Genomic DNA, 26,517 nt, shown 5'->3' on the forward strand with positions numbered 1-26,517 from the left:
TCGTGGTAGTTAAACCATGCTTGAGGTCAAGACACTCCGGCCGGCGATCTGCTGGACGACGTACGCCGCGTCCTTGCCGACGCCGCCGACGGTGTGCGAGTTGAACATGTACTGGAACTCCTGCCCCAACACGTAGAGACCGGGCTGCCCGGCGACCGCGCCACGCTCGTTCGCGAGCCGTCCGGACGAGTCCAGGCCAGGGAGGTCGATCCAGCCGAAGTCGGGCAGGAAACCGGTGGCCCAGATGACGTTCGCGACGTCGAGCCGGACGCCGTCCTCGGTCTGCGGGTATCCGTCGACGACCGCGCCGATGCGCGCGACACGCTCGATGCCGACGGCAAGGAGGTCCTTCTCCTTCTGCCGGATCAGGAACTCGCCGTGCCCCTCGAGCGCTTCCGCCTGCACCTTGCGGCCGGGCTTCCTGTCCTCGGTGAGGATGTGCTCCCAGACCCACCAGATCAGCGGGAACATCAGCTTCCCCTGCCAGCCGCGCACCTCGATCGGAATGTAGCCGACGTTCCGGCCGGCCAGCAGCACCTTGTGCGTCTTGCCGACCTCGACCCCGATCTCGGCGCCGGAGTTCCCCGCACCGACGATCAGCACCGTACCCGGCTGCAGTTGGCCGGGGTTGCGGTAGTCCGCCGAGTGCAGCTGGACGATGTCCGGCGACAGCTCACCCGCGAAGTCCGGGATCTTCGGCACCCGGTGGACGCCGGTCGCCAGGATCACGTTGTCCGCCTCGAACGACTCGGCGCCGGCGGTGACGCGGTAGCCGTCGCCCTCGCGGAACAGGCCGTCCACCCTGGTGCCGAGGCGGATCGGCAGCGCGAACCGTTCGGCGTACCCCTCCAGGTAGGCCGCCATCTCGTCCTTCGACGCGAAGGTGAAGCCGCCGCCGAACTTCTCGCCGGGCAGGTTGTTGCGGTTGGACGGGGTGAACAGGGAGAGCGAGTCCCAGCGGTTGAGCCACGACCCGCCGACCCGGTCGGCCCCGTCCAGGATGACGAACGGCTTGCCACGCTGCGCCAGGTGGTAGCCCGCCGACAGCCCGGCCTGCCCCGCTCCGATCACTACTGTCTCGTACCTCATAGTCCCCTCCTTCGGTGGTGCTTCGAAGGTAGGAATCCAGGCTGAGGTGGTGCGTCGGCGAAAGTACCCAACGGGTGGAATGGGTACCTGCTCAGACGAGCTTGTGCTCGAAGCCGTACGCCGTGGCCGCGGACCGGGACGAGACGCCGAGCTTGGTGAAGATGTTGCTGACGTGCCGGTCGACGGTCCGCTCGCTGAGCACGAGCTTCGCCGCGATCGCCCGGTTGGTGGCTCCGGTGGCGACCAGGCGTAGTACCTCGATCTCGCGCTGTGTCAGCTGGCCGTCCTGCCGCTGCAGGTCCGTCTTCGCGCCGAGCTTCTCCAGCGTCGCGCGCGCCGTCACCGTCTCCCGGTCGGCCGACTCACCGTCGCCGAGCGCGCGGCAGGCATCCGCGATCAGCAACCGCGTGCGAGCCTCCTGGTACGGCGCTCGCAGCTCGACCCACCGCCGCAGCGCAGCACGGGCCGGCGTCAGCGCGGCCTCCGGGTGGTCGCCGGCGAGCTGGATCATCGCCCGGGCCTGTTCGCACAGAGCGCCGACCACCGCGGTGCGGCACTTGTTCGCGAGAGCGGCCAGGTCGTCGGCTGCAGTGGTCGCCGCCGCCTTGTCGCCCGCCGCCAGCAGGATCTCGGTCGCGGCGAACAGGACCTCGATGCGTTTCGCGTCGTCCTGCTCCTCGGACAGACAGCGTCGGATCATCGCCGCGGCGGCCTGCACACTGCCCTGCTGGAGCCGCAGCAGGGCCAGCCCGGGCTGCGGGTCGGTGCCGAGCCGGCTTGCCTCGGTGAAGCACTCCTCGGCATCCGCGAAGTGGCCCTGGAGCCGGTCGAGATTCCCCCGGACATATGCCGCGACTCCGACGGCCCACAGGTCGACCTGGTTGACGCGGGCCAGGTCCTCGCGAGCATCGGTCCAGTCGCCGCGCAGTTGCTTGAGCTCGGCGCGCCGTACCTTGCACTCACCGGTGAAGTTGCCCAGCTCGGGCTGACTGTCGCACCAGCGGGTCATCGCGGCAGTCCACTGCTCCGCGCGGCTCAGCTCGTACACCGTCCAGCATCCGGTGATCGCACCGCAGTAGACGATGCCGGTCACCATCGGCGATAGCTCACCGGACGCCAGCTCGACCATGGCCTCGTCCAGCCGCGCCAGGCCTTCGGTGGTGCGGCCGGCCTGTAGCAGGAGCAGCCCTTGCTGGTGCAGCCCGAGCCCGACCAGGTCCCGGCTGCCGAGCCGGCGACCGGCTGCGACCGCCTCGGCGATGATCGCGATCGCCTGGTCGAGGTCCGTGGTCTGGAAGGACTGACTCATCCGCAGCACGGCCGCCGGCACCGAGTCGGTGCCGTCCTCCTCGATCAGCCGGGTCGCACGCGCCAGCCAACCGCCCCCGACCACGGCATCGCCCTCGACCATCCGCTGCATACCGAGCCAGAGCGCTGCGCCGCCCGCGCCCAGCAGGTCGCCCTGGGCGAGCAACTGCTCGTACGCGCGCTCGCGGATGGCGTAGTAGTCGTCCATCCGGCCGACCAGCATCGCCGCGACGGCGTACCGGTCCAGGTCGTCGGCACCGAGGCCGTCCGCCGCGGCGTACAGCTCGTACGCCCGCGCCCAACGGCGTACGTCGTACGCACTCCTGGCCTCGGCAATAGCGTCCACGAGCCCAGTATCAGCCGCCGCGCTCGATCCGGTACCGCTCATCAGTCAGCACGCCCAGCAAACTACTGATTCCCCGCTGCACCCACATCGGGGTTTCCGCCGGGATCTACCCTGATCCGAGCTACGACTGGAGGCGTATGGACAAGTTGTCCGCTGCAACTTTCAACACCCGGGGGATTCCGGTACTGGGATCACAGTTGCGCGAGCGCTACAGCGTGATCGGACGTGAGTTCGAGGCGTCAGACGTGGACGTGGTCAACGTCCAGGAGGTGTTGACGTACTACCACCTGAGGCAACTGGTCCGGTGGATGCCGTCGTACCGATGGATCAGCTACCGGCGCTCGCTGGTCGGACCGGCCGGCGGGCTGGTGACCTTCTCGCGCCGACCGGTCGAGGCGACCCGGTACGTCCGCTTTCCCAAGGTCGTGCTGAAGGGAACACTCGTCACCCGACTGGCTTCGGCGTACGTCGTCAACACGCATCCGACCGCCAACGTCGACGGGGACTGGTCGGAGTCCAACCGCTTCTACAGCACGCATCGCGCGCAGCTCGCCGTACTCGCCGACGTCGTCGACGCGCTGCCCGGACCGGCGATCGTGTGCGGCGACTTCAACGTGCCGCGCGACACCGATCTCTTCCGTTCCTTCATCGCCGACGCCTTCCTGGTGGACGCGTTCGCCGGCGCGTGTGTCCCCCGACCTTCCGCGCCGAGTACCTCCCGCCGGGCCGCACCTCGCAGTGCATCGACTTCGTCCTGGTCACGGGAGCGATCAACGTCGAGTCGGCCGATCTGATGTTCACCGATCGCCCCGACGTCTCCGACCACCTCGGGTTGTCCGTCAGGCTGAGCGTTTCCGGGTGAAGCGGACGACGAGCAGGGCAGCCAGTACGACGATCAGCGGTAGCGGGAGCCACCACGGCATGGCCCAGGTGTGCGTGGTCGCGTCCAGCTGGGTGAGCGTGCCGGTGGAGCCGGCTGCGTCGGTGAGGAGTGGGAGGAGGGTGACGGTGCCGGTGAGGCGGACCGCTGGCGTGATGCCGTGGACCTCGCCGGATGCCTTCCAGGACTCGCCGGGCAGAAGCTGGGGTGAGTCGGACAGGCCGGAGTCGACCTTCCAGACACCGAAGGGTCCCGCGACAGTCGTCGCCGGTCTCGCCGCGAGTACGGCGTTGCCGGTGTTGTGGATCGTGTAGGTGACGGTGGCGTTGCCCTTGCCGGAGTAGTGGAGCTTCAAGTCGTCGACGGACAGCGCCGGCTTGAGGTCGCCGCCGACCCGCAACTGGATCCGGATGGCCAGCCGCCGGTTGACACCGTCCTGGTTCAGCGAGGTGACGATGCCACCCAGGTGATCGCCGGGTGTGGCGTCGGCCGGGACGCTGATGGTGAACGGCACCTGCAGCGACTGGCCCGGTGCGACCTGGACGCGGGTCCGCTCCGCATGCACCCACGTGCCGACGCCGGTGGACTTGGTGTCGGGAGTCAGCAGGTCCAGCCGGCCGTTCGCGGTCGTGTAGGCGTCAGCGGCGTACACGGCCAGGTCCAGTGGGGTCTTGCCGCTGTTGACGACCATCAGGCCGTCCTCGACCTTGTCTCCCGGGTTCACGGTGTAGCTGTAGTTCTGCCGATCGGAGCCGTAGCTGTTGGCCGCAGTACGGACCGACCATGGGGCGTCGTCGGCGGCGACCGCGGGGGCGACTGGGGTGCCGAGGATCAGTGCGCTCAGCAGTGCGGCAACGGCTCTGTGCATTGGGCTTCCTTCTCCGGGCCTCTCCGGGCAGGTGGGGGTGGGCCCGGATGCCCACCCCCATCGGGTTGATCAGCTCACGTCGGTGAGCGTCACGACACCTTCGTGGTTCTTGCTCATTGACCAGTCGTGCTGCCCCGGACCGGAGTGCGAGTGACCGTGGTCGTCGTACGGGTGGACGACGACCTTGTCGACCAGGGAGCCGACGGGCATGGCCGGGGTGGCGCCGCTGTTCGGGCCGCACCACGAGACCTTGCCGAGCTCCACGGCGGCGTTCGGAGCGGCGCAGGTGCCGCTGCGCACGTCCTCGACCACCAGCTTGTTCTTCTGCACCTCGACCTTGACGTAGGTACGGACGTGCTCCTGGTTCTCCACCGAGTTGGCCCAGTGGTGCTTCGGGTTCAACGGGTCCGGACCGTAGTTCGGGTCCTGGGTGGTGTCCGGAGCGGTCAGGTCGTAGTACTTCGAGCCGGACGCCGAGTTGGCCGTCACGTAGATGACGCCGCCCGGTCCCTGCACCACCTGGGTCGCGCCAGGCTGCTCGGCCGGGTTGGCCTTCTTGCCGTTCTTGATCACGTAGCTACGCGAGTAGCTGTGGTCGTGGCCCTGCAGCACCAGGTCTACGCCCAGCTTGGAGAAGGCCGTCGGGAAGTCCTGCCGGCGCTGCTGGTTGTCGGAGTCGTTGGCGTGGTCGGCCGGCGAGTAGATCGAGTGGTGGTACACCAGCACCGTGTACTTCGCCTTGGAGCCGTGCGCCTTGATCACCTTGCTGACGTAGTCGACGTGCGCCGCGTCCGCATTGTTGGCGTACGCGTTGCTGTTCAGGTCGATGAACAGCACGTCCTTGTAGACGTACCAGTAATCGCCGCCGGACTCCGTGCTCGGGTTGCTCTTGTAGAAGCTGGCCGAGCGGTCCGTGTTCGGCGTCCAGAAGTGCTGCTCGTACGCCTTGCCGCCGACGTCGTGGTTGCCGATGGTCGCGGCCCACGGGTACTGGCGGAGCTTGTCCGGGGCGAGGAACGCGTTCCACTGGGTCTCGGTGTTCGCGGACTCGACCTGGTCACCTCCCGACACCAGCAGCTCAGCCTTCGGGTTGGCGGCGAGGGCGACGTTCAGGGTGTCCTGCCAGCCGGCGCCGTCCTTCGCGGTGTCCCCGGACGACCCGATCTGCGGGTCGCCGAAGAACAGGAAGCTGAAGTCGCCGTCGAAGTCCTGCGTCTTGAACGAGTACGTCGGGCTCCAGCCGGCCGGTGTGCCGACCCGGTAGGAGTACGACGTGTGCTCGCGCAGGCCGTTGATCGTGGCGTGGCCGTTGTAGCCGCCGTTGACGGTGTTCGCCGCGACGGTGGCCGGGTAGCTGGTCGGGTGGGCCGGGAACCGGCCGTGCACGAGTCGCGAGGTGGGTACGACCTGAACCACCTGCGCGGTGCCGGTCGCGGCGTACCAGCTGACCACGCGCTGCGACTCGTTGGCGCCGACACCGAGAACGATGCCGGTGGGTGTTGCCTGGTCGGCGGCGTGTGCGGCGCCTCCGAACCCGGTGGCGGCCGTTACGACCGCCACGGTGACGCACGCGGCCACACGGGTCCGTGCCCAGTTGATGAGCTTCATCGAGTGTCCGTCCTTGTGATGACGAGTGGGCCGGAAGAGGCCCATCGGAGACTGTCACCCCGGCCGATGGAGGGCAGGTGAACAGCTGTTTACCGCTGGCGCTACAACTGCGGGCTCAGAGCCGCTGCACAAACCAGACCAGACCAGCGACCGACACACCGGCCGCGATGAAACCAGTGGTCCACAGCGCGACGATCGGCGATTTGCGGCGGAGCAGGGCGAGCAGCGGGAAGCTGAGCGCGATTAGCGTCAGCTGCACAGTCTCGATGCCGACGTTGAACACCAGCAGCGACCACAGCAGCGTCCACGACCACGCCTGCTGGATCCCCAGCGCTCCTGCGAAGCCGACACCGTGCACGAGCCCGAAGCAGAACACGACACCCAGCCGGGTCCAGCCGGCGCGATCCAGGCTGACGTGGCTCCGACTGTCCGTCTCGAGGTCGGTCGCGAGCCGCCCGTGCCGCCAGAGCCGCCACAGATGCCAGGCGGCGACGACTGCGATCGACAGCGCGATCACAGGCTCGATGAACGACGGTGACACGTGCACGACGCCGAGTGCCGCAAGGATGAACGTGACCGAGTGGGCCAGCGTGAAGGTCGTTGCGGCCAGCACTATCTCGCGCAGCCGGCGCGAACCGGCGATCAGCGCCAGCAGGAACAGGATGTGGTCGAGACCCGTGAGCAGGTGCTCCGCTCCGAGCCGGAAGAACTCCCCGAAGCGGTCAGCCCACGACTGGTGCGTGGAGAACGCCGGATGTTCGGAGTCGAGCGCACTGCTGCCCTTCTGCAGGTCCAGGTCGTAGGTGACGATCGTCTTGGTACCCCGGACGTAGGTCTCGCTGTCCGGGAACAGACCACTGCGTACCTCGTGTGCGGCTGCTTTCGCTGGACAGTTGTAGTCGAGGTCTAGGAACGCATACGGGACACCCTCGCGCTGGTCGATGGTGATGTCGCCTTGCTGCGTCGCCGTACAGGCTTGTCCTGCCCCTGTGATGGCGAATCTGCCGGTCACGTACTTCAGCACCGAGCTGGCATGCGACTGCAGCGCTGCGGCTTGAGCCTTCGAGTCGCCATCGTTGAAGGCTGCCGTACCGGCCTTGAAGAGTGGGTCGTCCTTCTCGTAGTCGGCGGCCGACACGACGAGCAGGTCATACTCGAGCCCGACTACAGCCCGCACGTGCCCGGTCGCCGGCGCGGTCAGGTCGACGTACACGGTGGAACTGAAGCCATGAGCCTGAGCGGGTACGGCGCTCAGCAGGGGAACCAGTGCGATCGCGAGGAAATAGGCGCACCGGCGGACGAAGGCCAGCATGAAGCGCACGGTGCACCCATCTGGTGAACACCTGTTTACCCGTGGACGAACGCTCGCCGTACCCGGCCTGGGAGACGGCATTCATGAGGTATGAAGGGGTGTCTCACGCGTGATGGAGGACGATCCCCTTGCACCAGCGACTTCGGCCTGCCCTGACGGCGGCCGTCGTACTCGCGATCGTCGTACTGGCCGGCGGCTGCAACTCGGCCGACGACTGGTCCCGCCCACGGGCCGCGCCGACACCGGTCGGCACGCTCGGCCCCGGCTTCGTGGACCCCGCCGCTCCACCCTCACCTGAGGCGACCATCACACCGCGCCCTGGCTCGTGGAACGACGTACACCCGTCCGCGGGCTACCGCGTAGTGCTGCTCACCGCCGGCGACGACCCGCAGACGCAGACGCTGGTCACCGCTGTCCGAGACTGGTCCGCCGAGGAGCACGTGAGCCTCAAGACAGTGGATGCCTCTGGAAGTGACCACGTAGCCAAGATCAGCGAGGCCATCGACTTGCAGCCGGACCTGATCGTCACCGCCGGCAACGCCCTGATCGATCCCCTGGCCCTGGTCACGGCCAGCCACCTCGACCAGCAGTTCCTCATCCTCGGCGCCGAACTAGCCGAACCCACCGCCAACGTCACTGCCGCCGACTGGCCCGGCGCCTCCTACCGCGGCGAAGGCCTCGGCATGTCCTCCACTTACGACCCCGCGTCCTTTACTGCTTCGCGCGCCGCCACAGCGATCCGCGCCGGCGCCGCCAGCGTGCTGTCCGGGGTGCGAGGCATAGTCATCTGGCTCACCTGAACACCCTGGCTGCGGTGGACTGGCTGATCACCGCGCTGCGCTCACGTCCGACCTCGGCGAATCCGGACCGGCTGTACCAGGGGACGAGTTCGTCCGAGGTCCCAAGGCCTGCCCGGGAACATCCCGCAGCGACCGCATGCTCCAGCGCCGTCGCGACGACTGCCGACGCCGCGCCATGGCCCCGCTCCTCCTGGGCCGTGGCGACCGACCAGATGTTGGCAGCAGAGCAACGGATCGAGACCGAGCTGGCCGCACGGATCGCTCACGCCCGCGCCGAAGACCTTGCCAAGAAGGCCGAACGCGCCACCGCGAACCCGCAGGAAGCCCTGGCCGACGCGACCGCCGCAGCTAGGTGAGGCGGTACGCCGCTACGAGCGTGGACGTATTCCGGCGGAGTAACTCCCCGGTCTCAGTGTCAAGTCGGTCAGAAATGTCCACGTAGTTGTTGACCTCGCGCTGAAGGACGCAGTGCGGTGGGAATACCTGCACACCAACCCAGCAGTGCACGCGTACTGCCACGGGAGCGCGGCAGGCGCGCTCACCCAAGAAGAAGCACACGATCTGGACACCACAGCAACTGGGCGCTTTTCTTCGTGCTGCGTTCGAGGATCGCTATAACGGCATGAGGGTGCTCGCGGCAACTACTGGAATGCGACGTTCCGAACTGGCCGGTGTCGAGCGAAGCATGGTCGATCTAGAGAACGGGACGCTGACCATCGAGGACACGCGGGTCGTAGTCGCCGGAAAGGCACAGGCCTCAGACGGCAAGTCCGTGGCCAGTCAGCGGGACATCTCGCTCGACAACTTCACGGTCCGTTACCTGCGGAGCTACATCGACCGAATGAACGAGGAGCGAGAGGCATTCGGTAAGAGCTACCCGAACCACGACTATTTGATGGTCGGGCCAGAAGGCCGGCCACTGCACCTGGACACGATCATCGCGCGGTTCAATCGCCTGGTGGACAAGGCGGGCGTACCACGATCCGACTGCACGACGTGCGGCACACCTACGCCACGATGGCCCAGGATGCCGGACACAACATCAAGACGCTCAGCGAGCGGATCGGCCACGCGGACGTGACGGTCACGGGGAAGATCTACACCCACAAGTCGCGGGGCACTGACCGCGCCATGGCAGATGCGATGGCAATTCAATCGAGCTGGCACCGAGGGCGGGCAACTCGATTAGCTTTACGAAGGCCCGGACCCGCTGGTCCAGGCCTTCGTAAGCAGCAGCACACGACTTGAACACTGCCAGTCTGATCGCCGCGGACTGTCGGATCGGGCCACTGCCGAAAGCGGCCTGGACCTGACGATGATGCGGTGACAACGCGGTGACAACGCGGCGATATGCACGCTGTGCGTGGAGTCGCCCTGACGGTGCAGGCTCCTGGAAGGCGACCACTAGGAGGGGGCATTATGCAGCGGCGAGTTCCCCAACCTTCCCGCCACGGCGCGGTCTCCTTTGCGCTACTTGTTTCGTTGGCCGTCAGCTTGCTCGTGGCTCGCCCGGCCGCAGCCCAGACCACCGACTTCAGCGCCGAGATCAAGGGCCACGCACAGGTGTGTCCAGATGGTGCCCAGTTGTGCGGCGACGCCATCATCGAGGGGTTCGGTGCGGCAACGTACCGCTTCTTCCTTATTTCCATCCAGCCCGCGGGGGAGCCATGCAGGGACTACACAGCGACCGCTAGGTTCACGCTCGCTGATGGCAGCACGCTTACCCTGGCCGAGGCCGGCGTGGGATGCGGCACCGGCAAGACCTTCTTCAAGGGTCGGCCCGGCAACGGAAACCCACGCCGCGCAAGCGGCAGCTGGGAAGTGCAAGATGCAACCGGACAGTTCGCCGGGCATACCGGCGTAGGGGACCTGACCCGCCACTTCGCAGGCGCCCACCTCAGCTCCACCTACACCGGCACCCTCGAAGCCTGAGCGCACGAAGCGGGCAGAGCTCCCATCGGTCCCGAGGTCGATCCGCGACACCTCGACACAGCGGCTCTGGGTACGAATCGGGGTACAAATCACATCTATCCGGGCAAGGCCCCGGCCGGCGAGCAGATGCTGTGTGGCTCCCGAGCGCTCCCTAACGGAGATCTCAGGGAGGACAAACCCCCAGGTCAGACGCTACATAGCAAAACGAAGGCCCGGACCTGATGGTCCGGGCCTTCTTCCGTAGCGGGGGCAGGATTTGAACCTGCGACCTCTGGGTTATGAGCCCAGCGAGCTACCGAGCTGCTCCACCCCGCGTCGTTGTGGTTTTAGTTTAGTGGATCGGGGCTGAGCAACCAAATCGGCTCCCGGGGTGGTGCCGGGTGACTCAAACCCCGTGCCAGCTGCGGGTGGGACGGCGTACCTTCCCGGTATGTCCCGACACGTCATTCGCCCGTTCGAGGAGGCGGACCTGCCTGCGGCGGCCCGGCTGCTCGCGGAGCGGCACAAAGAGCACCGCAAGCGGCACCCGCTGCTGCCGGCGGAGTACGAGGACGAGCAGCTCGCAGTGGTCGAGGTCACAGCCCTCTGGGAGAGCGAGAGCGCCTCCGGCGCTGTGCTGGCCGAAGGAGACGAGCTGACCGGCTATGTGCTGGGGGTCCCGAAGGCGACTTCCTGGGGGCCCAACGTCTGGGTCGAGTCCGCGGGCCACGCTGTCCGTGAGCCTGAACACATCCGCGACCTGTACGCCGTTGCCGCTGCCAAGTGGGTCGACGAAGGCCGCACGGCGCACTACGCACTGGTGCCGGACGATGCGGGCCTGGTGGACGCGTGGTTCCGGCTGGGGTTCGGCTCGCAGCACGCACACGCCATCCGGCCGGCGCCGAGCACACCACTGGTCGCGCCAACTGATCTGACGGTACGGCGTGCGACGCGCGACGACATCGCCGTACTGGCCGAGCTCGACCTGATCCTGCCGCAGCACCAAGGACGTTCGCCGGTGTTCAACTCCGGGGTGCTGCCCACGCTCGAGGAGGCGCTGGCCGACTGGGAGGAGTCGATCGACGACCTGGACTACGCGACCTTCGTCGCCGAGTACGACGGTCGCGTGATCGGCTCGTCGGTCGGGTGCTCGCTGGAGAAGTCGAGTGCGCACAACGGACTGGCTCGGCCGGACAACGCGGGGTTCCTGGGCTTCGCCGCCGTACTGCCGGAAGCACGGGGGCATGGCGCCGGGCGTGCGCTGGGTGAGGCGGTGCTGCAGTGGGCGGCTGGTACCGGCTACACGTCGGTGGTCACCGACTGGCGGGTGACGAACTTGTTGTCCTCGCGGACGTGGCCACGGCTCGGTTTCCAGCAGACCTTCCACCGGCTGCACCGGTTGATCGGCTACTGACCAAGCTTTTCCACAGCCTCGAAATCGCCGGCCGGGAAGGGCGGCGATCGGTGCATCTTCCAAGGCAAGAAGACGCTCTGCAGCGGGCAGGGCGTCGACGTTGCTCAGGAGACAGCCATGTCGCGTTCATCTCTCGGTTCCCGAGTCGTGCCGCCGGCCCGTCGTATCGTGATCGGGAGCGCGGTCGTCCTCGCCGCACTCGGCGCCTGGACGACCGCCCCGGCCGCCGCCGAGCCGCGTCCCGGGTTCGTCGTGGCTCCCCCATCGACCGAGCAGAGGGCAGGCACCTTGGACGGCTTCGTGATCGAGCACCTGCCGGCCGGCATCGGCACGCCGACCGACTTCGAGTACGAGTGGGAGGACATCCGCTTCCACAGCCGGGTCTGGGAGACCGGCCCGGATCCCGAGGGCGCCTACAAGATCGACCTGACGGTGAAGACGCTGCGCGGCGAGAAACTGACCGATCTCGAGGCGCTGATGGCGTTCCTGGCCGAGTACGAGGAGAAGGACCCGGAGACCTGGGAGCTGCGCGCGGTCAAGGTCGGTGCGTACGACGGTCTGATCGCCGAGGGCGACGAGGTGTTCTACTTCGTCGCACCGGGAGTCGCGGCCGAGGTGTCACTCGATCGCGGGCGCTTCTCCGAGCAGGACCTGCTCGACACGGCGACGGGCTTCCATCCGGAGGGCTGAACCGGCCGGCGCCTCAGGCAACTGATGCCGCGGGCAACGGTACGGGGCGGCGACCCCGACGTGATGTCGGTGTCGCCGCCCCGGAGGAGCAGCCGTCGAATCAGCCTGTCGGCTCCGGCGGTGTACCGGACGGCGACGGTGTGGCGGACGGTGCCGTGGTCGGCGTGCCACTCGGCGCCGGTGTGCTCGGCGTCGGTGCGTTTCCGGCCGCTGCGGCGCGGTCGATCGCCGCCTTCATCAGGTTGACCTGCTTCTGGTACTCCCCGAGGTCACCCTTTTGCAAGGCTGCCTGGGCGGCTGTCCACGCGGCCTGGGCCTGGGCCAGCGCCTGTTTGACCGTCTGGTTGGTGGTTGGCGGGTTCTGGTTCGGGTTCTGGTTCGGTGGTTGCTCACCGGTGCTGACATTGGTGTCGAACACCTTGTTCAGCGCCTCCTGCAGCGTGCTGCCGTACGCGACGCGCTCACCGAAGGACACCAGCACGTACCGGAGCACCGGATAGCTACCAGGTCCACTGGTCCGGACCGAGTAGACGGGCTGGACGTAGAGCAGACCACCACCGAGCGGCAGTGTCAGCAGGTTGCCGAACTGTGCTCTGGCGCCGCTGGTCGGCTGGTTGATCGGGAGCAGCGCCGTTCTGATCCCGTCATCGGTCTGGAACTTGTTGAACACCTGTCCAGGACCGGGGATCTGCACGTTCCCGGGTAGTCGGAGGATCCGGAACTTGCCGTAGTCCGGCGAGGTCGCCTCGGCGTCGACGGCCATGAACGCGGTCAGGTTCTCGCGTTCCGCGTTCGGCACGTACACCGAGGTGAGCGAGAACTTCGGGGCGTCCTGATCAGGCATCCGCAGCGAGAGGTAGAACGGAGGCTGTTTCACTTGAGCAGACGAGTCCGCACCGGCCGAGACCGCGGTCGGGTCCGCCGGGACGCGCCACAGGTCGCTGTTCTGGTACCAGGTCGTCGAGTCCTGCACGTGGTACTTGGCGAGCAGGTCGCGCTGGACCTTGAACATGTCCTCCGGGTAGCGCAGGTGGGACATCAGCTGGGGCGAGATGTCCGCGCGCGACTTGACCGTCCCCGGGAAGGCCTTCATCCAGGTCTTCAGGATCGGGTCGTCCTCGTCCCAGGCGTACAGCTCGACCGAACCGTCGTACGCGTTGACGACGGCCTTGACCGAGTTGCGGATGTAGTTGATCTCCTCACTCGGCTGCTGCGCGATGGTGCCGCGACCGGTGGTGGTGTCCCGGGTGCTGTCGTCCAGGGCGACCTTCTCGGAGTACGGGTAGTTCGCCGAGGTGGTGTAGCCGTCGACGATCCAGACCACCTGACCGTCCACGATCGCCGGGTACGGGTCGCCGTCCGGAGTCAGCCACGGCGCGGCCTTCTCGACGCGTTCGCGCGGGTTGCGGTCGTAGAGGATCTTCGACTCGGTGTTCACCCGGCTGGACAGCAGGATGTTCGCGTCCCGGAACTTGGTGGCGTAGAGCAACCGGTTGAAGAACGTGCCGACCGGCACGCCACCCTTGCCGGCGTAGGTGTTCAGCGTCGGATCGCCGCCGTTCGTGCCTTCCGGGGTGTCCAGCTCGACCGCCTGCCCACCCTTCGGTCCACCGACGATCGAGTAGTCCGGGGACTGCTCACCGAAGTAGATCCGCGGCTCGTAGTCACCGAGGGAGCCTGTCGGCGGCAGGTCCTTCTCCGACCAGACCGGCGTACCGTCCGCGGCGCGCTGGTTGCCGTTCGCGGCGACGACGCCGTAGCCGTGGGTGTAGACGGTGTGGTCGTTGTTCCAGTTGCGCTGACCGGCCGGCAGGCGGTCGATCTGCACCTCGCGGACCGCGATCACGGTGTCCTTGACCTCGTTGCCGATCTTGTACCGGTCGACGTCCAGGTCGGTCGGGAACGAGTAGAAGCCGCGGACCTGCTGCAACTGCTCGAACGTCGGCCCGACCACGCTCGGGTCGATCAGCCGGATACCCGGCAGGACCTCGGCGTCGCCAGCGAGCTCGGACGGGGTCGCCGTCGTCTTGGCCTGGTAGTTGATGACCTGACTGTCCTCCAGGCCGTACGCCTGACGCGTCGCCTGGATGTTCTTCGTGATGTACGGCGCCTCACGCACCGGCTCGCTCGGCCGCACCCGCAACTGTTGCAGAGCCGCCGGCCACAAAGCACCGAGCAGGATCGCCGACAAGATCAGCACGACGGTGCCCACACCCGGCAGCAGCCAGGTCCGGCGGACCACGTTGGCGAAGAACAGGCCGGCACACAGCACAGCGATGACCGCAAGGATCTCCTTGCTGGGCAAGACCGCGTTGTCACCTGTGTAGGAGATACCGGTGAACAACCGGCTTTCCGAGGTCGTCAACCCGTAGCGGTCCAGCCAGTAGCTGAAGGCCTTGAGCAGGACCAGCAGACCGAGCAGCACGGAGAACTGCACCTGCGCCGCGCCGGAAGCCTTCTGTCCCTTCGCGGACGGGCGGAAGCCGCCGTACAAGTAGTGCGTGATGACCGCCGCGACCAGCGACAGCAGCACGATCGAGTAGCCGAAGCCGAGCAGGACGCGCAGCCACGGGTAGTCGAAGACGAAGAACGCGATGTCCTTGTTGAAGTGCTTGTCGGTGACGCCGAACGGGGTCCGGTTCCGCCAGGCAAGGAAGACCTTCCACTCCCCCGACGCGGCCGAGCCGCCGAACACCAGCATCAGCGTCGCGATCACGCCGACGGCGATCTTGCCGCGCTGCTGCAGCAGGTCGCCGTACCGCTCGAAGCCGGGGCTCGGCGACGGCGCGAGGGCGACCCGTGGCCGGGTGCGGTACGCGATGATGATGTTCGCGACCACGGCCGCCGCCATCAGCAGGCCGATCACCACGAACAGCAGCACCCGGGTCCCCAGCACGGTGCTGAAGACCGAGCCGAGGTCCACCGAGCGGTACCACAGCCGCTGCGTCCAGACGTCGGTGAAGACGCTGAACAGGATGAGCAGGACGATCAGTGTCGCGATCGTCGGCAGCAGTGCCCGGGGCCGTCCGCCAGATGTTCGCCGCGTCCGCCGCGGCTCCTCCGGCATGTCATAGACGCCGTCGCTCATGGTCGGTTCTCCTCGTCGTCACTCATGCCGTCGACCCCAGGACCTTCACCCGGACGGATGCCGACCGAAGGTTCGAATGTCAAAGACAGTACTTCGCACAGCGTGGGGACCAAGTCGGTGCCGGTCAGTACGGCGCTGTCCTCGTCATGTGAACGCAGCCGGACGGCCCCGAACCGGGTGCCTTCGCGCAGGACCGCCGCGACCATCCGGACCTCGTGGCGGCGCGGATCGCTCCCCGCCATCCGGGCGAGCTCGGTGTCGGACTCGACCCCGGACAGGCCCGCTTCGGCCGAGGCCGGCAGCACCACCCGCTCGATCGCGAGTGCGCAGCCGCTGACGCCGTCCGGCCACTCGATGCGGCCCAGGGCGTCGGCCAGATGTTCGTCCTCGAGACCGCCGGGCAGCTCGCCCTGCGCGACCGGGGTCAGCGGCTGGGACGCGTCCTCGGCGCCGAGCTCGGCGGCCAGTTGCGGCTCGGCGCGCAGAAGTTCGTCGGTCGGGACCAGGGCGAACAGTTGCGCGGGCTGGTCCCAGCCCGCGCTGCTCACGTGCTTCTCGATCTCGATCACCGCGCGGCTCAGCGCGTCGGGAGGCAGAGTGCCTACGGAATCCATGCCGCCAGATCTTCCCTTCGGCTGGCCGGTACGTTCGGGTGGCTCACGGCGCACATGTCGGCACCGATCCGCTTCCGCTGGACAGCGCCTTGAGGGCGCCGATCGCCTCGCTCAGCGTGGTGATCTTCACCAGCTGGATGTCCTTCACGCCGGCGTGCAGAGCGGCCTCGCAGTTCGGGCCCGGGACCAGGAACACGGTCGCGCCGTCCTCCTTGGCGCCGGCGATCTTCTGCTGGATGCCGCCGATCGCCCCGACCTGGCCGAGGGCGTCGATGGTCCCGGTGCCGGCGACGTGCTTGCCGTCGAGCAACGGGCCTGGTGTCAGCTTGTCGTAGATGGCCAGCGCGAACGCCGTACCGGCGCTGGGGCCGCCGATGTCCTGGCCGAGGTTGACCGTCACCTTCACCTGCGAGTCGATGCCGATGGTGATGCCGACCATCGGGCGGGTGGCCTCACCCGGCGTGGCCGCGGTCTTCAGCTGCACAGTCTGCTCGGCGGTGCCGCGGCGGATCAGGAAGATCACGTCCTCGCCGACCTTGTGCGTGCGGACGAGCTCGCCCACCTGCGCGACCTGCGACACCGTCTTCCCGTCGACCGCCAGCACGACGTCGCCCGGCTTGAGCTTGCCGTCCGCCGGGGTGTCCTTGGCCACTGTCGAGACCTTCGGGTGGAACGGCACCTTCGCCGCCTGCAGAGCGGCCGCGATCGCGCTGTCCTGCGAGCCGGTCATCTCCGCGGTGTTCTGCTCCTCGACCTCGTCGGCGCTCTGCTCCGGCGGGTAGATGATGTCGCGCGGGAACAGGTCGTGGTGCGGGTCGAGCCAGTTGCGCATCGCCTGCGGCAGGGTGAGCTCACGCTCGGGCGAGGTGACCGACACGGTGGTCAGGTCGAGCCGGCCGGACGTCGGGAACGTCTCGTGCCCGGAGATCTCGATCACCGGCTTGCCCTTGGACTCACCGAGGGTGTCCTTCACCGGACCCGGGCTGAACGAGACGAACGGCACCGGGAAGGCGGTGACCAGCCCGAGCGAGATGACGAGCACGACGATCGAAGCGACCAGCGTGGCGGTACGACGTGTCACGAACCCTGCCCTGCGATCTTGGTGGAACCGAACGTCTCGGCCGAACCGAGCTTCCTGGTAACGGCAAGCGTCCCTGATGAGTCCAACGCTCCGGCCGCCCCAACCGTCCCGGCTCCACCGAAGCCGGTCACGACGGATCGCTGCGCGGTCCCGCCGTCCGGGTCCTTTGACGTACGGCGGAACGGGCCACGACGCCGCTCCGGGGTCGCTCGCGGGCCGGGCGCGGCGAGGGTCTCGTTGAAACGACGGAAGTCCTCGACCGACGCGAAGGCGCCGCCGGATCGGCGCGGGCCACGGCTCCGCCCACGCCACGCAGCCCAGCACATCGCCAGGAGCGTGGCGACCAGCGGGAACGCCAGCCACGCCAAAACCCTCATCCGGCCACCTTCATGCGCCCAGAGTACGTGTCAGTGAGCGCCGACCCACTCGCTGGCACCGTCGCTGAAGTGCTGGTGTTTCCAAATCGGGACCTCGGCCTTGAGATCGTCGATCAGCCGCCGGCAGGCGGCGAACGCGGCATCGCGGTGCGACGCGGCCACCGCCACGATCACCGCGGCGTCCCCGATCTTCAGGTCCCCGGTCCGGTGTACGGCGGCCAGCGCCGTCACCGCGGAGTCTTCGCAAACACGCTCCGCAACCGTCTGCAGGTGTTTCAGTGCATCCGGGTGAGCCTCGTAGCTCAGCCGGTCCACCGGCTTCTCGTGGTCGTGGTTGCGCACAGTGCCGATGAAAAGAGCAGTGCCGCCGGCGGTCGGATCCGCGACAGCGGCCAGCACCTCATCGCAGGACAGCATCCCGTCCCGCACGTCCAGCAACCTGATCGCGCCGCTCATCCGTCCCTCCTCCCGCCAGAGTCCCCACCCAACCACAATCCGTCCCCGACTCCCACAATTCTCCCCCACCCCGGTCTCCACGCCGTACGCCGACCACCCCGCGACCTCCGCGGCCGCGGGGTCGGGGGAAAGTCAGGGGTCTGCCAGGGGCGAAGTAGAGGGGTAATGCGTTCGCCGGGGGAGGAACCGGCGGGTGGAACCAGTACGTTGGAGTAGTACGCCCCACCCGCACAGGAAGGCCCACTCCGATGAGCGACGAACCGGACAACCCGTTCAAGGGAACTCCGTTCGAGGCCATGTTCCAGCAGTTCTCCGGTGCGGCCGGCGCGGGTGGCGCTCCCGACCTGAACGCGATCTTCGCGCAGGTCCAGCAGCTGCTCAGCGGCTCCGGCGACGGGAAGCCGGTGAACTGGGAGCTGGCCAAGGACATCGCCCGCAGGACCGTGTCCGCGGCCGGGGACCGATCGATCACGCCGACCGACTCGGACAGGGTGGCCGACGCCGTCCGGCTCGCCGAGCACTGGCTGGACGAGGCGACCACGCTGCCGGAGGCGTCCACGACGTCCGCGGCCTGGAGCCGGGCCGAGTGGGTCGAGAACACGCTGCCGGTCTGGCAGACGATTGTCGACCCGGTCGCCGAGCACGTCGCCGGCGCCATGGGCAACGCCCTTCCGGCCGAGGCTCAGCAGCTGGCCGGGCCGATGGCGGGCATGCTGCGGCAGCTCGGCGGCTCGATCTTCGGCGCGCAGGTCGGTCAGGCGCTCGGGGAGCTGGCCGGCGAGGTCGTGAGCTCGTCCGACATCGGGCTGCCGCTCGGGCCGACCGGGCAGGCTGTATTGCTCCCAGACAACGTCGCGAAGTTCGCGGAGGGCCTGGGGCTGGCCGACGAGGACGTTCGGCTGTACTTGGCGCTGCGTGAGGTCGCTCACCAGCGGCTGTACGCGGGGGTGCCGTGGCTGCGCCAGCACGTGCTCGCGGCCGTTGCGGACTACGCGTCCGGCATCGAGGTCGACACCGGTAAGATCGAGCGAGCGATGGCCGACATCGACCCGCAGAACCCGGAGGCCATGCAGGAAGCCCTCGCGGGCGGCTTGTTCGAGCCGGAGGACTCCGAGCAGCAGAAGGCAGCTTTGGTCCGCCTGGAGACCGCGCTCGCGCTGGTCGAAGGCTGGGTGGACGACGTGGTACGGCAGTCGACCAAGGACCGGATGCCCGCCGCGGTGCAGCTGGCGGAGACGGTACGCCGTCGCCGGGCAGCCGGTGGTCCGGCCGAGCAGACGTTCGCGACCCTGGTCGGACTCCAGCTCCGGCCGCGCCGCCTGCGCGACGCCGCCAACCTGTGGGCCGCCGTACGCGACGCCCGCGGAGTCGAAGGCCGCGACGAGCTCTGGTCCCACCCCGATCTCCTCCCCAGCGCCTCCGACCTGGACGACCCCATCGGCTTCGCCCAGCACGCCGGCGAACTGGCCGACATCGACATCACCGACTTCCTCCCCAACGAAGACGACAACCCCGACACCCCCAAATAACCCAGCTCGACCCGTACGGCGCCCGGTCCCCAGGACCCGGGCGCCGTACGACGTTTCGGCGCGGGTGGGGGGTGGGGTGTGGGTTTGGGATGGGGGAGACTGGCGGCGTGTTGGTTGGGGATGCTGTGGAGACGTTGGAGGGGTGGCGTGCGCCGGATGAGGGGCAGGGGGAGTTGCGGGCGCATTATCTGCGGCATTTGAGGGAGCAGGCGGACGGGATGTGGCGGAGTTGCCGGCCGGAGCATGTGACGTCCAGCGCGCTCGTCGTGGATGCGTCCGGCAGTCGGGTGCTGTTGACGCTGCACAAGACAGTTGGCCAGTGGCTGCAGCTCGGCGGGCACTGCGAGGCTGGTGACACCACGCTCGCCGGCGCCGCTCTGCGGGAGGCGACTGAGGAGTCTGGATTGACGGGCCTGTCGATCGACCCGAGCCCGGTACAGCTCTCGCGCCACCAGCTGCTGGCTGGTGGATGCGCGGGCGCGTACCACCTGGATGTCCAGTTTCTGGTGACTGCGACGGCTGGGACTGACTACGTGGTGAGCGAGGAGTCGCATGACCTCGCCTGGTTCCCGATGGACGCACTGCCGGACGTGGACCACAGCGTCCAAGACCTGGTCACCAGAACCCGCCACCGCCTCGCTCGTCCAACACGCTCGGCTTAGTAGCTAGCAGCAACTACCTGCCCACGCCCAGGACGGCAGGCGTACGACGAACTAGGCCAGGCCGATCAGGATGAGGCAGCTGCCGATCAGGGTCAGGCAACTGCCGAGCAGGACCCAGGAACTGCCCATCGGTCCGCGTGCGCCCGGCCGGTCGCGCTCGTCACCTCTGCACGGCTCTGGTGGGTGGTCGTGGCCGCGGGCCGGCCGGTTCAAGCCGACCCGCACGCCACCAGACAGGCGCCCCTCAGCACCTGCCGCCTACCTTCCCCCACCCCGCGACCTGCCATCCCCGCGACCTTCATATACCCCGTGCATTCCCCCCGAGATCCCCGCACTGCCTCCCCCGAGATCCCGCACCTTGCATCCCCCGCCAACTCGCTGCCTGGCTTCCCCCGTGAACCGCGTGCCTGGCTTCCCCCGCTGACCGCGTGCCTCGCTTCCCCCGCGAACCCGTGCACTACGTTCCCCCATCGTGCTGCAGTTCCCCCCGGCGACCCCCGTCCTACTGCGTTCCCCGACGTACTGCGTCCCCGTGATCCCCTCGAACTGCAATCCCCCGTGCCCCCGCGTACTGCGTCCCCCGCGAGTCCCCGTCGTACTGCGTCCCCCGTGCCGCGTACTGCGATCCCCCGTGCTGGTCCTGTGGTGTCCACGTCCCCCTGGGTGGTTGTCGGCCCCCGTGCCGACGTACACCTTGTTGCTCCCCCCGCGCTACTGCACTCCCGTCCCCGTGGCGTGTCGACCCCCGTGTGCTTGCCGGCCCCCGCCGGCGTGCACACGTGTTGCGTCCCCCGGTGGGAATCCCCCGGGGTGTCGGGTACCGCCCCTGAACGGCATCGACACCTTGGCGGGGGCTTCCCCCAGAAGTCCCGCTGCCTGGTGAACGAGCGGGGAGAAGGAAGGTGACGGGTCAGGGGTGACGAAGTATGGATCTTGTGGCGTCCCAGCCCTCGAGGCCGGGATCCAGTCGCGCTAGGTCAGCGGGCGATCGCAGACGGTGCCAGCCGGGGCCGATGGCGACGGCGTGGCGGCGGGGTTTGCGGGACTCGAGGTCGGCGAGGGTCGTGTCGAAGGTGGGGGCGGCGGTGGTGACCCAGTCTGCAGTCGGGACGTTGACGCCGATGGCGGCGAGGGTGCCGTCCTCGGCGGGGGTGACTGCGATGTCGGCGGTGCTGAGGGCACGGAAGAGCTTGCCGATGAGGAGGCCAGGTAGATCGGGTACGTCGTGGCTGACGGCGACCACCGCTGCGGCCGGGCCGACGAGGGCCACGGCGTCAAGGACGGTGTCCACCGCGAAGACAGGGGTGCCCGGCCAGGTGAGGGCTGCTACCTCTGCCACCGCAGCGTCGTCGCCACCGGAGACGGCCACCGCTACGTCGACGCGGTCCAGTGCAGCGAGTACTTCGTAGGTGTCCTCTGCGAGTGCGAGACGCCAGGCTTCCGGGTCGCGGCCGGGTGGTGCCCAGGTGCCTGCGGCGGGCACCACCAGCACGACCACGCGTCGGTCGGTCACGCTGGCACGTCCACGTCGTACTGGGTGCGGGCGGCCGCGACGTCTGGGAGGTGGGACTCGGCCCAGCTTTTGATGGCGGCGATGAGAGGTAGCAGAGTCTGGCCGAGTGGGGTCAGCTCGTAGTCGACGCGTACGGGGACCGACGGGGTCACCGAGCGGGTCAGGAGGCCGTCGCGTTCGAGGGAGCGAAGGGTTTGGGTGAGCATCTTCTGGCTGACACCGGCGATCCGGCGGGACAGGTCCGAGTACCGCTGTGGGCCGTCGGCCAGGGCGGAGATGATGAGGGTCACCCACTTGTCGCTGATCCGGTCGAGCAGTTGCCGGGCCGGGCAGGTGGCCAGGAAGGCGTCGTACTCCCGGCCCGCGGCGGCGATACGCGTGGGCATTGCTCTCCTCACACTCCTCAGGGCGTACTTCCCCGCAGAGAGTAACTCTCCAAGCAACGATGCAGTGCCCTAGGCAACGGTCGAGGCGCTGAGCTCCGGTTTGATCAGGCCGAGTCGGAGTGCGGTCATGATCGCGTTGGCGCGGTTCGTCGCGCCCAGCTTGTCGTAGACGCGGGACACGTAGGTCTTCGCCGTCGAGAGGCTGACGAACATCGTGCCCGCGATCGCCGGCACCGACAGCCCCGTTGCCAGCAGCGCGAGGACCTCGCACTCGCGCGGACTCAGCACGACCCCCGGAGCAGCGGCGACGTTCCCGCGGCGGGCCAGCGCGTGGGCGAGGCCGGTCGCGGTGAAGGAGGCGGCGGCCACGGCGGCGTGCCGGATCGCCCCGAGGACCTCGGTGTTCGGGGCGGTCTTGCCGACGAAGGCGGAGACGCCGGTCTCCAGCGCCCGGAAGAGCACGTCGTCCTCGGCCTGAGCCGTGAGTACGACGATGCCGAGCTCGGCGTGCCGGTCGCGGAGGTCACGGGCCAGCCGGAGCCCGTCGGCGTCCGGGAGCGCGACGTCGAGTACGACGACGTCCGGGCGGGTGGACGCGACCAGAGCCGGCGCCTCGGCGGCGAGGGCGCACTCACCGACGATGGTGATGTCGGCGTCGGAGCCGACGAGCCGGATCAGCCCGTACCTCGTCAGCGTGTGGCCGTCGATGACGACGACTGTGATCGAGCTCTGCATGGTCGGTCCCCCGTGAACTCGCTCCTCGATCCCCCAGCTGGAGAAGCTCTGAATGTCACCTGCTGTCACTGTGATCGGAGAACACCTACAGTGTGTTACGGAATTCGCCCCGGTGCTTTACACCCAGTTGGTTGAGCGCTTGGTAACCAAGTTCCCGACGAACGTCAGGCCGGAGCCGGTAGATCCTGCCGGAGCAGACCGAGCTGCAGACCCGTCATCAGGGCCTGGGCGCGGTTGGAGGCGCCGAGCTTCTCGTACAGCCGGGCGACGTACGTCTTGGCCGTCGAGTGGCTGACGTACATCGCCGCGCCGATGGCAGCGATGGACAAGCCTTGGCCGAGCAACGCGAGCACCTCGGCTTCGCGCGGGCTCAGCACGGTTCTGACGACCTGCCGGCGAGCGACAGCAGGGCCGAGACCGCTCGCGATGAACGAGCCGGCCGCCACGGCCGCATGCCGGATCGCGGCGACCGCTTCGGCCGCCGGAGCAGTCTTCGGCACGAACGCCGAGACCCCGATCTCCAGCGCCCGGAACAGCACGTCGTCCTCGCCGTTGGACGTCAGCAGCACGATGCCGAGCCCGGCGTACCGATCGCGGAGCTCGCGAGCGATCGTCAGCCCGTCCACGTCCGGCAGCGCGGTGTCGAGGACGACGACATCGGCCTGGGTGTCCGCAACCAGCCCAGCTGCCTGCGAGCCCAGCCCCGTCTCGCCGACGACCAGCAGCTCGGGCTGTGCGCTCACCAGGCCGAGCAGGCCGAACCGCGTGAGCGTGTGACCGTCAACGACGACGATCCTGATCTGGTGACTCATAGTCAACCTCCCCGTGTCCTCGTCACAGTAGGTAACGACGACACGGGTCGACTAGGGACTTTGGACCCTAGTCCGCGGGACTCTCAAGCACTCGTCAGTACGGCGACCAGCGCCCCGCCAAGCATGAACGGGCCGAAGCTCAGAGCGTGCTGCAACGTGACCCGGCGAGCGACCAGCAGCACCACGCTGACGACACCCATCAGTACGAAGCCCAGGGCGGCCCCGACGAACAGGGTCGACCACCCCAGCCAGCCGAGCGCAATGCCGAGACCGCCGGCGAGCTTGATGTCGCCGCCGCCGAGCTGCCCGCGACTCAGAAGCCCAAGCACCAGGTAGCCCCCACCGAGCACCACCCCGCCGAGCAGTGCACGAAGCAGCTGAGCCGGCTGCCCGTTGATCAGGGCCGCCAGTCCGAAGAGCGCGAGCAGGCCTGGATAGAGCGGCAGGGTCAGTCGGTCGGGCAGTCGCTGTACGGCGAGGTCGACAGCCGCCAGCGCCACGCCGACAGCCCCGATGAAGGCGAACGCGGCCGCATCGGGCAGGCCGGCGAACCGCGACAACAGCAAGGCGAGCACGGTGGCCGTGACCAGCTCGAGCACGAGCGGTACGCCGTACCAGCTGCGACAGCCTGTGCAGCGAGCACGTGCGCTGATGGGTGTGCCGCAGCGAGGGCACGCAGTGCGTTCGCCGACTGCCACGGACAGCCGGAACACCGTGGCGCGCAGGCCCATGCCCGCGGCGAAGCCGAGCACACCGCCGGCGACTGTCCAGGTGAGGTTCATACCGGTGAAGCTAACCGCGCGCATACCCGCCGCAGAACCAGCCGGCGGCAGAACTGGCCGACCGGCGGCGGAGCCCGGCCGTCCGGCCGACGGTGTCGGCCGATCGGCTGACACCCCAGTCACCTGCTGTCGTCCCATCGTCCATCGCGTTCTGGCCGATCGCCCGATGCCGCGACGAGGCAACGATCCCGCACTGTTCCGGTAGCGAGCGGCACCGAGCCGCTCGACCAGACGGTGGGACTCAAGGCCCGCCATTTGAAGGAGGAGTTCCACATGCGTCAGAACCTGGTCACCTTCGTGCAGACCTACACCAAGCAGCTCCGTCGCGACGACCGCGGCGCGTCCATGGTCGAGTACGGCCTGCTGGTCGCCCTGATCGCCGTCATCGTGGCCGCCGCGGCGGGCCCGCTGGGCGCGGCCATCGCCCAGCTGTTCACCGACGTCACCAACAGCCTCTGAGCGGTCTGCCGATCCACTGTGGGTGGTGCGGCCCGGCCGGATACATCGGGCCGCAACCACCCCACCCAACGAGGAGTCCTGATGCGTCAGCTCATGCGGTTCGGCAAGAACGTCGCCCGCGGCGACCGCGGCGCGGCCATGGTCGAGTACGGCCTGCTGCTGATGCTGATCGCGATCGTCGTCGTTCCCGCGCTGATCATGTTCGGCCCGGCGATCGCCGACCTGTACACGGCCGTCATCGGCAGCTTCTGAACCCACCGGGAGAACTCATGTGGCCCACACGAGGGGACCGCGGCGCGACTGTTGTCGAGTTCGCGCTTCTGCTTCCCCTGCTGTTGCTGGTCGTGCTGGGCATCGTCGACTTCGGCCGGATGCTCAACGCGCAGATCACTCTGACCCAGGCAGCCCGCGAGGGCGCTCGGCTCGTCGCACTCGGCCAGCCGAACGTGGCGAGTCGCACGCAGGCCGCCGCGACCGGGCTGAGCCCCGTGGGTGTGGCGATCCAGTCGGCCTGTCCGGTCGGCGCCGGCCCAGCGAGCAGCGGCAGTGTGCAGACCAGCTACAGCTTCGCGTTCACCCCCGGCTTCGGGAACATCGTCAGCCTTGTCGGCGGCAACGGCTTGAGCGGCCAGGTCACGTTGACCGCGAACGGAGTCATGCCATGCGAGACCTAGTGGAGCGGCTCGTCCGGCCGATGAAGCGGCTGCTCGGCGCCGAGGACCGAGGTGCCATCGGCATCGTGGTCAGCGTCCTGTTCGGGGGCGGCGTGCTGCTCGGGATGGCCGCTCTGGTCATCGACGTCGGCATGGTCTACCACGAGCGCGCCGGGCTGCAGAACGGCGCCGACGCCGGCTCGCTCGCCGTCGCGAAGAGCTGCGTCGTCGGGCCCGGCTGCGACCCCGGTACGGCGACCACCTACGCGAACCTGAACGCCAAGGACGGCATCTCAGCCGTGACCTTGGTCTGCGGCCGCGACGTCGTCAACGGCGGTCTGCCAGGATGCCCGGCATCCGCCGGCACCATCGTCGACTGCCCGACCGCGCCAGCGGCAGGCACGAATTACGTCGACGTCCACACCGCCACCAGAACCACCGGCGGCTCCTCGCTGCTGCCACCCGTGTTCGCCAGGGCAATCACCGGCAACGCCGGCTACCAAGGCGACACTGTTCTCGCCTGTGCCCGTGCGAGCTGGGGACCCGCGATCCAGGCCTCGAAGTCGCTGGCGATGACGCTGTCGCTGTGCGCCTGGACCCAGGCCACCGGCGGCACCCCACCGTCCTTCGGCACCGATGTCAGGATCTTCGTCCGCGACGCGCCCAACGCGCCCACGTGCGCCGGCCTGAGCCGCCCCGGTGAGTTCGGCTGGCTGACCGACACCGGCGACTGTACGGCGGAGGTCGACCTCACGCAGAGCGGTTACGTCACCGGAAGCGACCCGGGCAAGAACATCTCCCAGGCGTGCCAGGACACGTTGACGTCGTACGTCGCGAGCGGGGCGCCGATCTTCATCCCGATCTTCGACACGACGACGGGATCCGGCAGTGGCGCGACGTACCACCTGGTCGGGCTCGCCGCCTTCGTCCTGACCGGCTACGCGAACATGAACCCGCTCAAGGACCACATCCCGTCGCCGTTCAGCAAGGCCGACTGCCCGAACGGGAAGACGACTCCGTCCTGCATCTTCGGGCACTTCACCCAGGCACTCGTGCCGATGTCCACGACCATCGGCGGCGGCACGTACTTCGGCGCCACCGCCATCAAGCTCGCCGGCTAGTACCGCCGGCGGAAGAGAGAAAG

Annotated in this window: 28 protein-coding genes, 1 tRNA gene and 1 pseudogene; 12 read left to right on the plus strand and 18 right to left on the minus strand. The window is 68.3% G+C overall.

Going from position 1 to position 26,517, the window contains the following annotated elements; all coding sequences use genetic code 11:
• Positions 1-9 precede the first annotated feature (9 nt).
• Positions 10-1,089: a flavin-containing monooxygenase gene (locus ACWCOV_RS09465; RefSeq protein WP_449828770.1), complete on the minus strand. Its 1,080-nt coding sequence runs from the start codon at positions 1,087-1,089 to the stop codon at positions 10-12.
• Between the two features lie 91 nt (positions 1,090-1,180).
• A complete protein-coding gene (locus ACWCOV_RS09470) occupies positions 1,181-2,743 on the minus strand; it encodes a helix-turn-helix domain-containing protein (protein WP_449828771.1) in 1,563 nt (520 codons plus the stop codon).
• A gap of 197 nt (positions 2,744-2,940) precedes the next feature.
• Here ACWCOV_RS09470 and ACWCOV_RS09475 point away from each other — a divergent pair, with 197 nt between their 5' ends.
• Positions 2,941-3,537: an endonuclease/exonuclease/phosphatase family protein gene (locus tag ACWCOV_RS09475; protein ID WP_449828772.1), complete on the plus strand. Its 597-nt coding sequence runs from the start codon at positions 2,941-2,943 to the stop codon at positions 3,535-3,537.
• A 45-nt stretch (positions 3,538-3,582) separates the two neighbouring features.
• Here ACWCOV_RS09475 and ACWCOV_RS09480 read toward each other — a convergent pair whose 3' ends face one another.
• From ACWCOV_RS09480 to ACWCOV_RS09490, 3 genes are all read right to left on the minus strand, one after another.
• The gene (locus tag ACWCOV_RS09480; protein WP_449828773.1) at positions 3,583-4,491 is read right to left on the minus strand and encodes a WxL protein peptidoglycan domain-containing protein; all 909 of its coding nucleotides are present in this window, start codon (positions 4,489-4,491) and stop codon (positions 3,583-3,585) included.
• 69 nt (positions 4,492-4,560) lie between these two features.
• Positions 4,561-6,099 carry a fibronectin type III domain-containing protein gene (locus ACWCOV_RS09485; RefSeq protein WP_449828774.1) on the minus strand — a complete coding sequence of 513 codons (1,539 nt, stop codon included), beginning with the start codon at positions 6,097-6,099 and terminating at the stop codon, positions 4,561-4,563.
• Between the two features lie 115 nt (positions 6,100-6,214).
• Complete coding sequence (locus ACWCOV_RS09490; RefSeq protein ID WP_449828775.1) at positions 6,215-7,411, minus strand: HupE/UreJ family protein; 1,197 nt, start codon at positions 7,409-7,411, stop codon at positions 6,215-6,217.
• A 128-nt stretch (positions 7,412-7,539) separates the two neighbouring features.
• On the opposite strand from ACWCOV_RS09490, the gene ACWCOV_RS09495 reads away from it, so the two are divergent.
• Entirely contained in the window at positions 7,540-8,211 is a 672-nt protein-coding gene (locus ACWCOV_RS09495) for a hypothetical protein (RefSeq protein ID WP_449828776.1), read from the plus strand.
• Here ACWCOV_RS09495 and ACWCOV_RS09500 read toward each other — a convergent pair.
• Positions 8,204-8,470 carry a GNAT family N-acetyltransferase gene (locus ACWCOV_RS09500; protein ID WP_449828816.1) on the minus strand — a complete coding sequence of 89 codons (267 nt, stop codon included), beginning with the start codon at positions 8,468-8,470 and terminating at the stop codon, positions 8,204-8,206. The two genes, ACWCOV_RS09495 and ACWCOV_RS09500, sit on opposite strands and share 8 nt — an antisense overlap.
• 390 nt (positions 8,471-8,860) lie before the next feature.
• On the opposite strand from ACWCOV_RS09500, the pseudogene ACWCOV_RS09505 reads away from it, so the two are divergent.
• Both ACWCOV_RS09505 and ACWCOV_RS09510 read left to right on the plus strand, forming a co-directional pair.
• Positions 8,861-9,459, plus strand: a pseudogene (locus ACWCOV_RS09505) (site-specific integrase).
• Between the two features lie 171 nt (positions 9,460-9,630).
• On the plus strand, positions 9,631-10,143 hold the full coding sequence (locus ACWCOV_RS09510; RefSeq protein WP_449828777.1) for a hypothetical protein: 513 nt from the start codon (positions 9,631-9,633) through the stop codon (positions 10,141-10,143).
• A 241-nt stretch (positions 10,144-10,384) separates the two neighbouring features.
• Here ACWCOV_RS09510 and ACWCOV_RS09515 read toward each other — a convergent pair.
• Positions 10,385-10,458: transfer RNA gene (locus ACWCOV_RS09515), tRNA-Met, on the minus strand.
• A 115-nt stretch (positions 10,459-10,573) separates the two neighbouring features.
• Here ACWCOV_RS09515 and ACWCOV_RS09520 point away from each other — a divergent pair.
• Together ACWCOV_RS09520 and ACWCOV_RS09525 are read left to right on the plus strand one after the other, a co-directional pair.
• Complete coding sequence (locus tag ACWCOV_RS09520; RefSeq protein WP_449828778.1) at positions 10,574-11,536, plus strand: N-acetyltransferase family protein; 963 nt, start codon at positions 10,574-10,576, stop codon at positions 11,534-11,536.
• 117 nt (positions 11,537-11,653) lie between these two features.
• The gene (locus ACWCOV_RS09525; protein WP_449828779.1) at positions 11,654-12,226 is read left to right on the plus strand and encodes a hypothetical protein; all 573 of its coding nucleotides are present in this window, start codon (positions 11,654-11,656) and stop codon (positions 12,224-12,226) included.
• 100 nt (positions 12,227-12,326) lie between these two features.
• Here the strand turns inward: ACWCOV_RS09525 and ACWCOV_RS09530 are convergent, their stop codons facing one another.
• From ACWCOV_RS09530 to ACWCOV_RS09550, 5 genes are read right to left on the minus strand one after another with little or no spacing between them, the layout of a single operon-like run.
• Positions 12,327-15,314, minus strand: coding sequence for a UPF0182 family membrane protein (locus ACWCOV_RS09530; protein ID WP_449828780.1), 2,988 nt, complete (start codon positions 15,312-15,314; stop codon positions 12,327-12,329).
• Positions 15,311-15,928, minus strand: coding sequence for a PPA1309 family protein (locus tag ACWCOV_RS09535; RefSeq protein ID WP_449828781.1), 618 nt, complete (start codon positions 15,926-15,928; stop codon positions 15,311-15,313). The genes ACWCOV_RS09530 and ACWCOV_RS09535 overlap by 4 nt, the downstream gene beginning before the upstream one ends.
• Before the next feature lie 43 nt (positions 15,929-15,971).
• Positions 15,972-17,009: a YlbL family protein gene (locus ACWCOV_RS09540; protein ID WP_449828782.1), complete on the minus strand. Its 1,038-nt coding sequence runs from the start codon at positions 17,007-17,009 to the stop codon at positions 15,972-15,974.
• Positions 17,006-17,386, minus strand: coding sequence for a hypothetical protein (locus ACWCOV_RS09545; protein ID WP_449828783.1), 381 nt, complete (start codon positions 17,384-17,386; stop codon positions 17,006-17,008). The genes ACWCOV_RS09540 and ACWCOV_RS09545 overlap by 4 nt, the downstream gene beginning before the upstream one ends.
• A gap of 30 nt (positions 17,387-17,416) precedes the next feature.
• Positions 17,417-17,842, minus strand: coding sequence for a molybdenum cofactor biosynthesis protein MoaE (locus ACWCOV_RS09550; RefSeq protein ID WP_449828784.1), 426 nt, complete (start codon positions 17,840-17,842; stop codon positions 17,417-17,419).
• A 248-nt stretch (positions 17,843-18,090) separates the two neighbouring features.
• Between ACWCOV_RS09550 and ACWCOV_RS09555 the strand changes: the two genes are divergently transcribed.
• Positions 18,091-19,371 (plus strand): zinc-dependent metalloprotease, encoded by a 1,281-nt coding sequence (locus ACWCOV_RS09555; RefSeq protein ID WP_449828785.1) that lies wholly within the window; start codon positions 18,091-18,093, stop codon positions 19,369-19,371.
• A 107-nt stretch (positions 19,372-19,478) separates the two neighbouring features.
• The gene (locus tag ACWCOV_RS09560; protein ID WP_449828786.1) at positions 19,479-20,033 is read left to right on the plus strand and encodes an NUDIX hydrolase; all 555 of its coding nucleotides are present in this window, start codon (positions 19,479-19,481) and stop codon (positions 20,031-20,033) included.
• Positions 20,034-20,084: 51 nt separating this feature from the next.
• On the opposite strand, the gene ACWCOV_RS09565 is transcribed toward ACWCOV_RS09560, so the two are convergent.
• The 6 genes from ACWCOV_RS09565 to ACWCOV_RS09590 form a co-directional block, all read right to left on the minus strand.
• Positions 20,085-20,258 carry a hypothetical protein gene (locus ACWCOV_RS09565; RefSeq protein ID WP_449828787.1) on the minus strand — a complete coding sequence of 58 codons (174 nt, stop codon included), beginning with the start codon at positions 20,256-20,258 and terminating at the stop codon, positions 20,085-20,087.
• A 685-nt stretch (positions 20,259-20,943) separates the two neighbouring features.
• A complete protein-coding gene (locus tag ACWCOV_RS09570; protein WP_449828788.1) occupies positions 20,944-21,546 on the minus strand; it encodes a DUF2064 domain-containing protein in 603 nt (200 codons plus the stop codon).
• Entirely contained in the window at positions 21,543-21,932 is a 390-nt protein-coding gene (locus ACWCOV_RS09575; protein ID WP_449828789.1) for a winged helix-turn-helix transcriptional regulator, read from the minus strand. Before ACWCOV_RS09575 ends, ACWCOV_RS09570 begins: the two co-directional genes overlap by 4 nt.
• A 69-nt stretch (positions 21,933-22,001) precedes the next feature.
• Positions 22,002-22,667, minus strand: coding sequence for a response regulator (locus tag ACWCOV_RS09580; protein ID WP_449828790.1), 666 nt, complete (start codon positions 22,665-22,667; stop codon positions 22,002-22,004).
• 164 nt (positions 22,668-22,831) lie between these two features.
• A complete protein-coding gene (locus tag ACWCOV_RS09585; protein ID WP_449828791.1) occupies positions 22,832-23,479 on the minus strand; it encodes a response regulator in 648 nt (215 codons plus the stop codon).
• A gap of 83 nt (positions 23,480-23,562) precedes the next feature.
• Positions 23,563-24,261 carry a prepilin peptidase gene (locus ACWCOV_RS09590; RefSeq protein WP_449828792.1) on the minus strand — a complete coding sequence of 233 codons (699 nt, stop codon included), beginning with the start codon at positions 24,259-24,261 and terminating at the stop codon, positions 23,563-23,565.
• Between the two features lie 273 nt (positions 24,262-24,534).
• On the opposite strand from ACWCOV_RS09590, the gene ACWCOV_RS09595 reads away from it, so the two are divergent.
• The 4 genes from ACWCOV_RS09595 (at position 24,535) to ACWCOV_RS09610 (ending at position 26,494) form a co-directional block, all read left to right on the plus strand.
• Complete coding sequence (locus tag ACWCOV_RS09595; RefSeq protein ID WP_449828793.1) at positions 24,535-24,720, plus strand: Flp family type IVb pilin; 186 nt, start codon at positions 24,535-24,537, stop codon at positions 24,718-24,720.
• A gap of 81 nt (positions 24,721-24,801) precedes the next feature.
• Entirely contained in the window at positions 24,802-24,972 is a 171-nt protein-coding gene (locus tag ACWCOV_RS09600; RefSeq protein ID WP_449828794.1) for a Flp family type IVb pilin, read from the plus strand.
• 17 nt (positions 24,973-24,989) lie between these two features.
• The gene (locus tag ACWCOV_RS09605) at positions 24,990-25,394 is read left to right on the plus strand and encodes a TadE/TadG family type IV pilus assembly protein (RefSeq protein WP_449828795.1); all 405 of its coding nucleotides are present in this window, start codon (positions 24,990-24,992) and stop codon (positions 25,392-25,394) included.
• Complete coding sequence (locus ACWCOV_RS09610) at positions 25,382-26,494, plus strand: TadE/TadG family type IV pilus assembly protein (protein WP_449828796.1); 1,113 nt, start codon at positions 25,382-25,384, stop codon at positions 26,492-26,494. Before ACWCOV_RS09605 ends, ACWCOV_RS09610 begins: the two co-directional genes overlap by 13 nt.
• Positions 26,495-26,517: the final 23 nt, after the last annotated feature.

This window comes from Kribbella sp. NPDC002412 (assembly GCF_053592935.1).

Excerpts from the sequence above, each read along its gene's own strand:
- ACWCOV_RS09465 (WP_449828770.1), bottom strand. The coding sequence starts at position 1,089 with ATGAGGTACGAGACAGTAGTGATCGGAGCGGGGCAGGCCGGGCTGTCG.
- ACWCOV_RS09480 (WP_449828773.1), bottom strand. The coding sequence starts at position 4,491 with ATGCACAGAGCCGTTGCCGCACTGCTGAGCGCACTGATCCTCGGCACC.
- ACWCOV_RS09485 (WP_449828774.1), bottom strand. The coding sequence starts at position 6,099 with ATGAAGCTCATCAACTGGGCACGGACCCGTGTGGCCGCGTGCGTCACC.
- ACWCOV_RS09490 (WP_449828775.1), bottom strand. The coding sequence starts at position 7,411 with ATGCTGGCCTTCGTCCGCCGGTGCGCCTATTTCCTCGCGATCGCACTG.
- ACWCOV_RS09510 (WP_449828777.1), top strand. The coding sequence starts at position 9,631 with ATGCAGCGGCGAGTTCCCCAACCTTCCCGCCACGGCGCGGTCTCCTTT.
- ACWCOV_RS09520 (WP_449828778.1), top strand. The coding sequence starts at position 10,574 with ATGTCCCGACACGTCATTCGCCCGTTCGAGGAGGCGGACCTGCCTGCG.
- ACWCOV_RS09525 (WP_449828779.1), top strand. The coding sequence starts at position 11,654 with ATGTCGCGTTCATCTCTCGGTTCCCGAGTCGTGCCGCCGGCCCGTCGT.
- ACWCOV_RS09530 (WP_449828780.1), bottom strand. The coding sequence starts at position 15,314 with ATGAGCGACGGCGTCTATGACATGCCGGAGGAGCCGCGGCGGACGCGG.
- ACWCOV_RS09535 (WP_449828781.1), bottom strand. The coding sequence starts at position 15,928 with ATGGATTCCGTAGGCACTCTGCCTCCCGACGCGCTGAGCCGCGCGGTG.
- ACWCOV_RS09545 (WP_449828783.1), bottom strand. The coding sequence starts at position 17,386 with ATGAGGGTTTTGGCGTGGCTGGCGTTCCCGCTGGTCGCCACGCTCCTG.
- ACWCOV_RS09550 (WP_449828784.1), bottom strand. The coding sequence starts at position 17,842 with ATGAGCGGCGCGATCAGGTTGCTGGACGTGCGGGACGGGATGCTGTCC.
- ACWCOV_RS09555 (WP_449828785.1), top strand. The coding sequence starts at position 18,091 with ATGAGCGACGAACCGGACAACCCGTTCAAGGGAACTCCGTTCGAGGCC.
- ACWCOV_RS09575 (WP_449828789.1), bottom strand. The coding sequence starts at position 21,932 with ATGCCCACGCGTATCGCCGCCGCGGGCCGGGAGTACGACGCCTTCCTG.
- ACWCOV_RS09580 (WP_449828790.1), bottom strand. The coding sequence starts at position 22,667 with ATGCAGAGCTCGATCACAGTCGTCGTCATCGACGGCCACACGCTGACG.
- ACWCOV_RS09585 (WP_449828791.1), bottom strand. The coding sequence starts at position 23,479 with ATGAGTCACCAGATCAGGATCGTCGTCGTTGACGGTCACACGCTCACG.
- ACWCOV_RS09590 (WP_449828792.1), bottom strand. The coding sequence starts at position 24,261 with ATGAACCTCACCTGGACAGTCGCCGGCGGTGTGCTCGGCTTCGCCGCG.
- ACWCOV_RS09595 (WP_449828793.1), top strand. The coding sequence starts at position 24,535 with ATGCGTCAGAACCTGGTCACCTTCGTGCAGACCTACACCAAGCAGCTC.
- ACWCOV_RS09600 (WP_449828794.1), top strand. The coding sequence starts at position 24,802 with ATGCGTCAGCTCATGCGGTTCGGCAAGAACGTCGCCCGCGGCGACCGC.
- ACWCOV_RS09605 (WP_449828795.1), top strand. The coding sequence starts at position 24,990 with ATGTGGCCCACACGAGGGGACCGCGGCGCGACTGTTGTCGAGTTCGCG.
- ACWCOV_RS09610 (WP_449828796.1), top strand. The coding sequence starts at position 25,382 with ATGCGAGACCTAGTGGAGCGGCTCGTCCGGCCGATGAAGCGGCTGCTC.